Below are 11,806 nucleotides of genomic sequence, written 5' to 3'. Positions count from 1 at the left end.
CAGTTTATTAATTGTATATTTTTAGTAATTATAATTTTCATTTAAACTTATTCTTTTATAATTATAGCTCATATATCTTATACATCTCCATATAAGTTATTTACATATTCTCTCTTATCTTCAGTGATTGTTATTTATATCTATAAAAATTAAATATATTATTAAATAAAAAAACAGGAATAGTTACTATTCCCGTTTTTTTATTATTCATCACTCTTACCAACGCCAGATAATACTAATCCTTTATTATGATCTAATGCCCAGCTAATACCCCAGTCATTTTGGAATATAAGGATATTTCTATCTTTAAAATCTTTAACTTTCTTTGTATCTGAAGTTAAGTTTAATTTTTCCATATCAACATCTTTGTTTTCTATCCATCTTACATATCTAAATGGAAGTCTATCCATCTTGATATCAACGTTGTATTCATTTTTTAATCTGTATTCTAGAACTTCAAATTGAAGCACACCAACAACTCCAACTATTATTTCTTCCATTCCTATAAATAATTCTCTAAATACTTGTATTGCTCCTTCTTGAGCTATTTGAGTAACACCTTTTACGAATTGTTTTCTCTTCATTGTATCTACTGGTCTTACTCTTGCAAAGTGTTCTGGAGCAAATGTTGGAATCCCTTCAAATTTAAATTTCTTTGATGGTGCACATAAAGTATCTCCTATTGAGAATATACCTGGGTCAAATACCCCAATTATATCTCCTGCATATGCTTCTTCAACTATTTCTCTATCTTGAGCCATAAATTGTTGTGGTTGAGCAAGCTTAATCTTCTTGCCACCTTGCATATGATAAACATCTTCACCTTTTTCAAATTTACCAGAACAAATTCTCATAAATGCAATTCTATCTCTATGAGCCTTATTCATATTTGCTTGAATCTTAAATACAAAAGCAGAGAAGTTATTATCAAATGGATCTATTTCTCCTATGCTTGAGTTTCTTGGAAGTGGTGATGTTGTCATTTCTAAGAAATGCTCAAGGAATGGTTCTACACCAAAGTTTGTTAAAGCTGATCCAAAGAATACAGGTGTTAATTCTCCTGATTTAACTTTTTCTAAATCAAGCTCATCTCCAGCTATATCTAAAAGCTCTATATCTTCCATTAACTTATCATGTAGAGCTTCTCCTAATATTTCTCTAAATTTAGGATCATCAACTGAACCTTCAACTGCATCTACTGCACTTTGACCGTGATTTCCTGCTGAGAATGCTATGATTCTATTGTTATCTCTTTCATAAACTCCTTTAAAATCCTTACCAGAACCTATTGGCCAGTTCATAGGGTATGTCTTTATTCCAAGTTCATTTTCTATTTCTTCTAATAATTCAAATGGATCTTTAGCTTCTCTATCCATCTTATTAACAAATGTAAATATAGGCATTTCTCTAAGAGATGCAACATGAAATAACTTCCTTGTTTGATCTTCTATACCTTTTGCTCCATCCACTACCATAACAGCGCTATCTGCTGCCATAAGAGTTCTATATGTATCTTCTGAGAAGTCTTGGTGACCTGGTGTATCTAATATGTTTATACAATGTCCTTTATAGTTAAATTGCATTACTGAGGAAGTAACTGAAATCCCTCTTTGCTTTTCTATTTCCATCCAGTCTGATACTGCATGAGTAGAAGCTTTTCTTGCCTTAACTGAACCTGCAAGCCTTATTGCTCCTCCATATAGCAAGAACTTTTCTGTTAAAGTTGTTTTACCTGCATCTGGGTGAGATATAATAGCAAAGGTTCTTCTCTTTTCTATTTCATTTATATAATCTGCCAAAGTAGCTTCCTCCTTAAAATTAAATTAAGTTTTATCTCTGTTTCTCTAGTTATTCATTATACCCTAAAGTTTAATAATTTAAAATGAAAATTTTATATATAAATTGCAAAGCAATTTATAAGTTAAATGTTAAAGGTAAAAGAATTAAAAAGTGAAGGAAGTTTTGCTAGTCAAAACTTAAATTATATAAGTTCAAGGCACTTTCTATGCAAAACAAAAAGATAAATTTAAGACACTTTCTACTCCCAAAATCCCTTAAGGATTTTTTCATTAACTTTTTTCTAACACTTGGCTAACTTTTCACTTCTTACATCTTCGCTATTCCCTCTTCACTATTCACTAATAAATGCTATCATGTTCTGTTTTAAAAACGTGTTGGTATTATTATTCGTAACAAAATAGTGAAAAATGAAATAATGAAAAAGAAAAGGAAAGTTAAAAATTAAAAATGAAATGTTGCGAGATTAAGTATGTTTTGCTATAGGTTTGCGAGATTAAGGATGTTTTGCTATGGAAAACTTAAGCTATAAGCGCAAAGCATTTTCCATTCAAAAATTTCTTAAAAAATTTTTTTACTACCGCTTCACTATCTTTTCACTTTTTCCCATTTCACTCTTCACCAATAACAGCTATCTTGTTGTGTTTTAAAAACGTGTTGGTATTTATCCATGATGTAGTTGTCTATAGTAATCTGTTTTAAAAACGTGTTGGTAGATTTCCATTGTAACCTGTTTTAAAATCTTATTGCTGAAATTTATTTATATATTTTTTCTACATATAATAGCTAATTCCTTTAATATCTAATTCCTTAAAATATAAATATCGCTACAAACAATTTCATATATTTATCCTATTTAATAAATTTTATCATATATGTTTTCCAAACAGTCTCTGCTAATCTGATTACATCTAATATAATATAATGAAATATAATACAATATAATTTTATTTAATATTTGTCTGAGCTTATGAATCCCAATAAAACTTTTTTCCATTAATATAGACATAATCTTATTTAATATTTATCTCTTTAAATTATGTCACCAACATTTTTTTAAAACAGACCCTGATAGTATTTTTTTAACACTATCATCTTCTCTTGTATTTTTCTTTAGAAGTTATACCACCAACACGTTTTTAAAACAGATGCCAATAGTCTTTTTTCATACAATATACTTTTATTTCTTGTTTCTTTTTATAAACCATGCCACCAACATTCTTTTAAAACAGAACATAATAGTATTATTTCACATAATATTATCTTCTCTTGTGTTTCTCTTTATAATTATGCCAACAACACGTTTTTAAAACAGACTATGATACTTCTTTTACATATAACATAAGTTTAAATTTGCATATAATTAATAAGGAAGCCAATATTTTCATACAAACATTGGCTTCCTTATTAATTATATAATTTATTTTACTATTATTATCTTACTACTATTTATTTTTCTTATTAATTTTTACTAGTACTTGCTTATTATAGTTTTACTAGTTTTACTACTTTACCTCTCTTACGTTCCACTTAACAAACATAATAAGAGCAATATTTGCTATGGCTGTTATAAGTAAGATTACTCCTATTGGCATTCCTGTATCTATTATTTGTCCATATAATAGTTGCCCTGGTGCTACGCTTATTGTTGCTATTGCTGTTGAAAAGGCTGAAACTCTTCCTAGCATTTCTAGTGGAACTTCTTTTTGTATAAATGTTAGTGTTAGCACATTTGATAATGAAAGTGACATCATTATTGCAAGCCCACCAATTGCAAATAAAAACGCTATTGTATAGTTATTTGCTTTTAGTCCACCTAAAGTTGACATTAATATAACACCTGCAACCATTGGGAAATATGTATAGTGTACCTTTTTCATTTTAAACATATTTGGTTTTACACTTATCCAGAAGCCTCCAAGTATCATTCCTAAAACGCATATTCCTTCTACTATTCCATATATCTCTGAAGGTAAGCCTAAGAAAATATTTATGAAATATGGTGCTAGTATTGTTAATACTGGAACTAAAAAGATATTACATAATGCATATGAAGCTATAATTCCAAGAACAACTTTTTTCTCTTTTGATAGATATTTAAAAGTTTTACCCATATCTATAAAGGAATTTTTTATAAACTCCATTGATAGTATTTTAGATTTATTGGAATTCTCTTTTATATTTTCAAATTTTATTTTTGCTTCTTTATTTTCTTTTATGACTTCAGAAACTGTTACCACTTCTTTGTTTCCTTTTATGCTATCTTTTGCATTTTCAGATATAACTGCAACTTCTTCATTTTCTTCGGATCTTAGGGATGCTGCTACTCTTTCCTCTAATTCTGAAGTTCTTGAATCTAACCCAGTCGTCGCTAATTCTGTAGTTACTATATTTTTTTCATAAGTAACTACATCATTTAATTCTAGTTTTGATTCTACTTCTGTAGGTACTGCATTTTTTTCTAAAGTAACTACATTATTTGATTCTACATCTTCGTTTACTACTAAATCTGGGATATCTAAGAATAATTCCATTATTGCAGATACAAAAAAGCTTATTGCATTTATTATAACTATTGCTTTTATTCCAACTATTCCATATAAAACACCAGCAAGTATTGGTCCTGCAAAATTTACTATTGAGCCAACTTGGTTTATTACTCCATTAGCACTTGTTAACTTATCTTCTTCAACTATTTGAGGAATTGATGCTGTAACTGCTGGTCCATATAATGTAAAGCAAATTGATAGCATAAACATTACTACAGCGACTATTACTTCATGGTCTCTACCATTAAGTAGTATTAATGCATATCCTCCAATTAAAGCTGAACAGAAGAAATCTAAGTAAACCATTATCTTTTTCTTATTTACACGATCTGATAACATTCCAGCAATAGGTGCAAATAAGATATATGGTATCGTTGATATTGCTAATATATTTGCAAAGGCAGCTGTGCTACCTGTAAATTCTAGTAGATATAGAGACATACTAAATCTTTGAATAGCATTACCAAATAAAGATATAATTTGTCCTATAACTATTATTATAAAGTTTTTATTTTTCATGGTCACCCCTCAGAAGTTCGTATTCCATACATATTGGGTATTCACCATTTTCGCTAACTTGAAGATGTGCTTCTACCCCATATATTTCTTTTAATGATTCTTTTGTTATTACGTCTATTGGTCTTCCTTCACAAATTACTTTTCCTTTTTTAAGACCAATTATATTATCTGCAAATCTACAAGCATTGTTTAGCTCATGAAGAACTATTACTACTGTAATTTGCTTTTCTTTATTTAATTTTTCTAATACTTCTAATACCTCAAGTTGATATGACATATCTAAATATGTAGTTGGCTCATCTAGCATGATAATTTCTGTTTCTTGAGCCAAAGTCATAGCTATCCATGCTCTTTGTCTTTGACCACCGGATAAGTTTTCAACTTCTCTATCTGCAAACTCAGAAAGTCCTGTTTCTTCTATTGCCCAGTCGATAACTTCTTTATCATGTGAATTCAATCCACCTATAATTTTTTGATGTGGAAATCTTCCATATGCTACAAGTTCTCTTACTGTAAGACCACTTGGACACACTGGCCCTTGAGGAAGAAATGCCACTTCTCTTGCTATGTCTTTTTCTTTTACCTTCTTTATATTTTTATTATTTATAAAAATATCTCCGTTCTTTGGCTTGTTTATTCTTGCTATAGTTTTTAGAAGTGTGGATTTTCCACATCCATTTGCTCCAATTATGATACTTATTTTCCCTTTTGGTATACAAAGGTTCATATTTTCAATTATTACATTGCTTTCATATGAAACACTTAAGTTCTTTACACTAATAGCTTCCATAATTATTTCTCCTTCATCATTAAATAAATAAAATATGGTACTCCAAATATTGATACTGTAATCCCAACTGGAATTTCAATTGGAGAAAATAGATTTCTTGAAACTGCATCTGCAACAAGAATTATTATTGTACTTATTATTGCTGATATTGCAATAAAGTTTTTATGATATGGTCCAACTAACTTTCTTGCAATATGAGGTGAAACAAGACCTAAGAAGCCAATGTTTCCTGCAAATGCTGTTGCAGTTCCTGCTAATATAACTACATAAGTTAAAAATTTCTTTCTTTCCTTTTCTATGTTTAATCCAAGTGATATTGATAGCTCATCAGAAAGATTTAAAACATCTAACTTTTTATAATTTAATAAAACTATTATAAATAACACTGTTATTATTGGAATTATCACTTTTGCATAACTCCAGCTTGAGCCCCATAAACTCCCTGATGTCCAAACTAATACTCTGTTATAATCTCCAGCTCCACCTCTAAATGTAACAAAAGTTATAAACGCATTAAGTGCTACATTCATTCCTATACCAATTAAAAGAAGTCTATTTGGCTTTATTCCATTTTTGCTAGATAGCATATATAGTAAAATTGCTGATATTGCAGCTCCAACTATAGCCATAAATGGAAGTACAAATATAGAAAGTGATCCAAGTTCACTATAGTAATTTGCTGTTTTAAATGAAATAAATATTACTGCGGCAACTGCAGCTCCTGCATTTATTCCTATTATTCCAGTATCAGCTAAATCATTTTTAGTTATTGTTTGAAGTATACATCCTGCTGTTGATAATCCTATGGCAACAAATATACCAACAAGCATTCTTGGAAGTCTTAAAGTTAAAACTGCTGTATTTTGAAGTTTTGTTCCATTACCAAGAAGTGTATTTATTACTTCTAATGGAGTTACCTTATATGTACCCCAGCACAATGTAATTAAAAAGGAGACAAGTAATAATGCTATTAAAATTACTAAAACTAGTTTAAATCTTTTTTTCTTCATTATCCTCTCTCCTTTCTAACTAATGATATGAAAAATGGTATTCCTATAAGTGCTGTAAATACTCCAATTGGAGTTTCATAAGGATCTAAAAGCATTCTTGCTGCTATATCTGCATATGTTAAAAGTACTGCACCAACTAAAAATGAGCATGGTATGTTTTTTCTATAATCCTCTCCTAGTATTTTTCTAACTATTTGAGGAACTATAAGCCCAACGAAGGCTATGTTTTTTCCTACTGCAACTGCTGCTGCACACATTGGTATCATAACCATAAGTGTTGCAAACCTTATTTTTTCTGGATTTTCACCAAGTCCAATTGCAACATCATCTCCAAGATTTAAAATATTTATCTTTGATGATAATAAAATTGCTATAATAAGTCCTATAACTCCAACAAAGAATACTAATTTAAAATCTGCCCATCCTGCATTTCTAAATCCTCCAGATACCCAAAATCCTATCATTTGTGATTGATTAGATAAAATTCCAACTATTGTTGTTAATGAAATGAAGAATGTGCTTAAGGCTGTTCCTGCTAAAAGTATCTTTGCAATTGAATTATTATTTGCTTTTTTTGATATAAAAGCTAAAACTATAAGACCTGTTATAAGTGCTCCAATAAAAGATGCTATCATAACATTTCTTGTACTTATTGTTATTCCTAGTGCATAGAAAATTGCTATTACTAAAGTTGCTCCTTGGCTTACACCTAATATTGATGGTTCTGCTATAGGATTTCTAGTAACCCCTTGTATCATTGCACCTGTTACCCCTAATATTCCCCCTGTAAATAATACTGATAATGCTCTTGGAATTCTTACATCTCTAACTAACATAAGTTCTAATGTTTCACTATAATTAAAGATACTATCCCAAATGTCTGAAAAGGAAATATGGACGGATCCTAACCTTACAGCTAGAACCAGTCCTATTACTAAGAGTAACATACTAATTATTGTAAAAATTACTGTATGTCTCTTATTTTGTTTCATTTAACATTTCACCTATTTCATCTACTAATAATTCTCTACCTATTGAGCTATAACCTTGGTTAAAGTATGGTGATGAATCTAACACTATTACTTTACCCGCTTTAACTGCTGGTAGGTTGTTCCAAATAGCATTGCTTTCTAATTGAGCTAAATCTTCTTTTGTTGCTATTAAGAATATATAATCTGATTTTATTGCTGCTAAACCTTCGTATGTAACAACTGGTAAGCTTATATCACTTTGTGCTGGCATGCCTTCTGGTTTCTTAAGTCCCATATCTTCATATAATACGCTACCAAATCCTGCACCATCAAATATGAAGAACTGTCCACCACTAGCTAAGAATGAAAGATATGATGTATCTTCGCCATATTCTGCTTTAATCTTATCGCCTGCTTCCTTAGCCTTTGCTTCATAATCTGCAAGCCACTTATTTGCTTCTACTTCTTTATTAAATACCTTTGCAAATGCCTTAACATCATCTTTCCAGTTTAATGCTTCTAATTGAATCATAACTGTTGGAGCAATTTCACTTAATTGATCGTACATTTTTTCTTGAACTGTTGATATAACTATTAAATCTGGATTTAAGTTCATTATAGCTTCAACATCCATTGTATCTTGCATGCTATATCCTAAGATTTCAGCACCCTTTAATGTTTCTTCTAAATATGAAGGGAACTTAGTGTAATCATAAGCATCACTATTTGCAGTTCCTATTACCTTATATCCTAATATTGATAAAATATCACTGTTTCCGCTTAAATCTACTATTCTTTGAGGTTCTGCTGGAATTTCAACGTCTCCTCTAACATCTGTTACTGTTACTTTTTTATCTTCTGACTTATTTTCAGCTGTAGCACCATTTCCGCATCCTACAAGCATAAATGCAGTAACACAAGAAACTACTAATGTTTTTAATAAATTCTTCTTCATAACTTACCTCCATATTTTCTAAGATTAATTAAATCATTATCTTATAATAACTTAATTAATCTTATTATTAATTTCTTTTTTAATCTTATTATTGTTTTTTTACTTCTTTTTAGTTAGCTTTTTAATTATTTTTTCATTAGTCTTCTTAAATTATTTTTTATTAATATTTTTAGTTTGCTTATAATTAGACTTTTTACTTTCTTTGATTAATTAATCTTATTTATTATCTTTATTACATTGCCAATTGTATATGAGATTCATTCTCAATTCAACACTTGCAACCAATTTAATAATTTTATCATCTAATAGAATAATTTTTATATAAAAATAATCAGTTTTTCTGCTATAATAGTTATGAATTCTTTTTTTAGTTTTAAGAAGTAAAACTTCCTAAACTTTTTCACTTTTGATTATTAACTTTTCATAAAATAAATTGCTTTAAAATTTATTTATATTATTACCTAATGAAAAAGTTTTATGAAAAAATTATTTATTTCTTACTTTATAAATCTAACTAAGGGGGATGAAAAAACAAATGATATCAAGATCTACTCATGAATTTCAAAAAATAGTGCTAAGTAATATGACCTTTTCTTCATACCCTATGGGGAATTACATTATATACAAAAATGAGGACAACCCTGAACTTGGATATTTTATTAAATATAGTCGTGAAGGATATTATGACTTCGGAATTGGTGATTATACTATTGCTCAAGATTTTTCACTTTCTTTTGATCATGAAGATGAGATAATGCGATTTGGGACTGTTTATACAGGAGTAACAAAATTTAAGATAGAAAATAACCCTGTTTCATCATTTACTCCATCTTCTTTTTTTGTTGTAGAGAAGAATTTAAAAGGAACTCAGGTTTGGAAAAAAGGTCAACATTTTCATGGAGCAGAAATAACTATTTACAAAAAATATTTTGATGAAGTTCTTAAACCTAATTTTTCTAACATAATTGATTTTAATAATTTTGATTTTAATTATACATATAGATATCTTCCTCTTGAAATTGCAACCATAATTCAGCAGTTAAGAAACTTAGCTCAAGCTGATGAATTAACTCCAATATATTTAGAAAGCAAGCTTTTAGAAGCTGTTGCATTAATATCAAAGGAAGTTCATTCTTCACCTGAAAATACTTTTACAAATCAATTAAATTATGGGGATATAATGATTGGTAAAAATAGAAAAGTTGCATTAACAGCTTCAGATGCTAATGCAATACAAAAAGCTTATGAGATTTTAACAATGGAAGCTTGTAATCCACCTACTATAAAAAGCTTAAGTAAGATGGTATTTCTAAATGAACAAAAATTAAAGGCAGGATTTTCAGCAAAATATCATATGTCCATTAGCCAGTACACTAATTCAATTAGAATGACTATTGCAGAAAACTTACTATCTACAACGGATTTAAGTATTGAAGAAATCTCTAAAATGATAGGATACAATTATTGTGGAAACTTTGTAAAAATGTTTAAAAAAGTCCATGGAAAAACTCCACTGGCCTTTAGGAAAATGAAGGAAGTTCATTAGAATAAAAAGTTAAAGGTGAAAGATGGAAAAAGTTATTGAAATAGCTCAGGAAAGCTGAGTTAAAATTTAAAAATAGCAATAAAATATAATTTATTGCTATTTTAGCATCACCTTTATTTGGAATTGCAATACAACCACAGCGAGGACATGGTGAATCACCTATTATTTCAGTAAAATTACTACTTTCATTCTCTAAAATTTTTTCTAAATTTACTTCTGGTAGAAATTCATATTTTAAATCACTCATTTTTAACCTCTCCTAAATTAGTCAAAAAATCGTTATAATTATTATCATTTTATATTTTTAGCATCAAGTCTAATTTTTTCTTCAGTTAATTGTAGAAATATCTCTAATAACTCCATCTTTGAGATTGCATAATTTAATATATCATTTTCTACTCTTTCTCTCTTATAATAATCATGTGTATATCTATTTCTCAATATTACAGCAGAAACTAAAAATTTTGTTAAGTTTTCATCTATAAACCCATATAAATTAGATCTTTTAATTAATTCTAAACCTGAATATCCATCAACATAATTACCTGTTATAACTAAATATGCTTCTGACATATCTATTATATACTCAGTAAAATCTTGAAAATATCCAATTATTGATCTTCTTAAGTAAATTGAATTTGATGACTTATATTCTTTTATAGCTCCTTGCATTAATTTAAGTGTATCTTTTGCACTATTAAACTTTAAATTAATACTCTCCTTTTTATATTTATAATATGCTGCTACCATTTATATCCTCCAATATTTTATTATCTTCTCTAGTTTTTCTTATAATCCATTCATTTTCTCTTAAGTATTTATTTACATATAATCTAAAATCAATTTCTTTAATTTCATCTACAATCAGTTTATCATTACTATCTAAGTATTGTCTTGCTAACCTACTATCATAATCACTTATACTTAAAAATGTTAAATGTATATCTTCATAACTAAAGTAATCCTTTAACACTGGTAAAAGCATTTCTTCTAGATCAATTTCATCCATAATATCTTCTCGTGTTGCCATTAGTACAAATATATCTATATCACTATCCCCACTTCTCCAATACTTTGTACCATAACTCCCAAATACAGATAGTGAAATTAAGTTATCTATTTTATTAATCTTTAAATTCTTTAACAATTTCATAGTCTCACCCTTAACCTTAAAATCATCACATATATTATATTTTATTATATATTATTCCAATTATTAAGTTAAGTATATCACTATATTTAAGTTTTTAATCATCTATAATTTTTATCTTATTCTATTTTTAAACATTGTTGTTTCCTATATTTTCATTACATAATACTCTGTTTTAAAAACGTGTTGGTAATTATATTTTCATACTATATGTTTCTGTTTTAAAAGATTGTTGGTGATTATATTTTCATACTATATATTTCTGTTTTAAAAGATTGTTGGTGATTATATTTTCATACTATATATTTCTGTTTTAAAAGATTTTTGGTGAAATTATTTAGTTACATTTTTCTAAATAGTTCTTACTCCTATCAATACATTTAAATATAATTAATTATACTTAAAGCCATATGAGACATGTCTCTGAAATTTAACAGTAACCAATTGGATATAATTAATTATACTTAAAGTTATGCTAATACCATTAACAACAATTTCTTAAAACAGACCTCGAGTATT

Annotated in this window: 10 protein-coding genes; 1 reads left to right on the top strand and 9 read right to left on the bottom strand. The window is 28.2% G+C overall.

Going from position 1 to position 11,806, the window contains the following annotated elements:
- Positions 1 to 203 precede the first annotated feature (203 nt).
- The 6 genes from I2E83_RS05885 to I2E83_RS05860 form a co-directional block, all read right to left on the bottom strand.
- Positions 204 to 1,799: a peptide chain release factor 3 gene (locus I2E83_RS05885; protein ID WP_195428993.1), complete on the bottom strand. Its 1,596-nt coding sequence runs from the start codon at positions 1,797 to 1,799 to the stop codon at positions 204 to 206.
- Between the two features lie 1,503 nt (positions 1,800 to 3,302).
- Positions 3,303 to 4,865 (bottom strand): MFS transporter, encoded by a 1,563-nt coding sequence (locus I2E83_RS05880; protein ID WP_195428992.1) that lies wholly within the window; start codon positions 4,863 to 4,865, stop codon positions 3,303 to 3,305.
- Entirely contained in the window at positions 4,855 to 5,655 is an 801-nt protein-coding gene (locus I2E83_RS05875; RefSeq protein WP_195428991.1) for an ABC transporter ATP-binding protein, read from the bottom strand. Before I2E83_RS05875 ends, I2E83_RS05880 begins: the two co-directional genes overlap by 11 nt.
- 2 nt (positions 5,656 to 5,657) lie before the next feature.
- A complete protein-coding gene (locus tag I2E83_RS05870; protein WP_195428989.1) occupies positions 5,658 to 6,665 on the bottom strand; it encodes an iron ABC transporter permease in 1,008 nt (335 codons plus the stop codon).
- Positions 6,665 to 7,657 carry an iron ABC transporter permease gene (locus I2E83_RS05865; protein ID WP_195428987.1) on the bottom strand — a complete coding sequence of 331 codons (993 nt, stop codon included), beginning with the start codon at positions 7,655 to 7,657 and terminating at the stop codon, positions 6,665 to 6,667. Before I2E83_RS05865 ends, I2E83_RS05870 begins: the two co-directional genes overlap by 1 nt.
- Positions 7,644 to 8,591 carry an iron-hydroxamate ABC transporter substrate-binding protein gene (locus I2E83_RS05860; protein WP_195428986.1) on the bottom strand — a complete coding sequence of 316 codons (948 nt, stop codon included), beginning with the start codon at positions 8,589 to 8,591 and terminating at the stop codon, positions 7,644 to 7,646. The genes I2E83_RS05865 and I2E83_RS05860 overlap by 14 nt, the downstream gene beginning before the upstream one ends.
- A 535-nt stretch (positions 8,592 to 9,126) precedes the next feature.
- Here I2E83_RS05860 and I2E83_RS05855 point away from each other — a divergent pair.
- A complete protein-coding gene (locus I2E83_RS05855) occupies positions 9,127 to 10,137 on the top strand; it encodes an AraC family transcriptional regulator (protein WP_195429187.1) in 1,011 nt (336 codons plus the stop codon).
- Here I2E83_RS05855 and I2E83_RS05850 read toward each other — a convergent pair.
- The 3 genes from I2E83_RS05850 to I2E83_RS05840 are packed head-to-tail and all read right to left on the bottom strand — an operon-like array spanning position 10,112 to position 11,290.
- On the bottom strand, positions 10,112 to 10,384 hold the full coding sequence (locus I2E83_RS05850) for a hypothetical protein (protein ID WP_195428984.1): 273 nt from the start codon (positions 10,382 to 10,384) through the stop codon (positions 10,112 to 10,114). The two genes, I2E83_RS05855 and I2E83_RS05850, sit on opposite strands and share 26 nt — an antisense overlap.
- A gap of 44 nt (positions 10,385 to 10,428) precedes the next feature.
- Positions 10,429 to 10,887 (bottom strand): hypothetical protein, encoded by a 459-nt coding sequence (locus I2E83_RS05845; RefSeq protein ID WP_195428982.1) that lies wholly within the window; start codon positions 10,885 to 10,887, stop codon positions 10,429 to 10,431.
- Positions 10,868 to 11,290: a nucleotidyltransferase domain-containing protein gene (locus tag I2E83_RS05840; RefSeq protein WP_195428981.1), complete on the bottom strand. Its 423-nt coding sequence runs from the start codon at positions 11,288 to 11,290 to the stop codon at positions 10,868 to 10,870. The genes I2E83_RS05845 and I2E83_RS05840 overlap by 20 nt, the downstream gene beginning before the upstream one ends.
- Positions 11,291 to 11,806: the final 516 nt, after the last annotated feature.

The sequence above is a fragment of the Clostridium sp. D46t1_190503_E9 genome, assembly GCF_015555225.1.
GTDB lineage: Bacteria > Bacillota > Clostridia > Clostridiales > Clostridiaceae > Clostridium.
Note: the sequence above shows the minus strand (reverse complement) of the source record. Positions and strands in the feature narration are given on the sequence as shown.

Excerpts from the sequence above, each read along its gene's own strand:
- I2E83_RS05840 (WP_195428981.1), bottom strand. The coding sequence starts at position 11,290 with ATGAAATTGTTAAAGAATTTAAAGATTAATAAAATAGATAACTTAATT.
- I2E83_RS05865 (WP_195428987.1), bottom strand. The coding sequence starts at position 7,657 with ATGAAACAAAATAAGAGACATACAGTAATTTTTACAATAATTAGTATG.
- I2E83_RS05850 (WP_195428984.1), bottom strand. The coding sequence starts at position 10,384 with ATGAGTGATTTAAAATATGAATTTCTACCAGAAGTAAATTTAGAAAAA.
- I2E83_RS05860 (WP_195428986.1), bottom strand. The coding sequence starts at position 8,591 with ATGAAGAAGAATTTATTAAAAACATTAGTAGTTTCTTGTGTTACTGCA.
- I2E83_RS05875 (WP_195428991.1), bottom strand. The coding sequence starts at position 5,655 with ATGGAAGCTATTAGTGTAAAGAACTTAAGTGTTTCATATGAAAGCAAT.
- I2E83_RS05880 (WP_195428992.1), bottom strand. The coding sequence starts at position 4,865 with ATGAAAAATAAAAACTTTATAATAATAGTTATAGGACAAATTATATCT.
- I2E83_RS05845 (WP_195428982.1), bottom strand. The coding sequence starts at position 10,887 with ATGGTAGCAGCATATTATAAATATAAAAAGGAGAGTATTAATTTAAAG.
- I2E83_RS05870 (WP_195428989.1), bottom strand. The coding sequence starts at position 6,665 with ATGAAGAAAAAAAGATTTAAACTAGTTTTAGTAATTTTAATAGCATTA.
- I2E83_RS05855 (WP_195429187.1), top strand. The coding sequence starts at position 9,127 with ATGATATCAAGATCTACTCATGAATTTCAAAAAATAGTGCTAAGTAAT.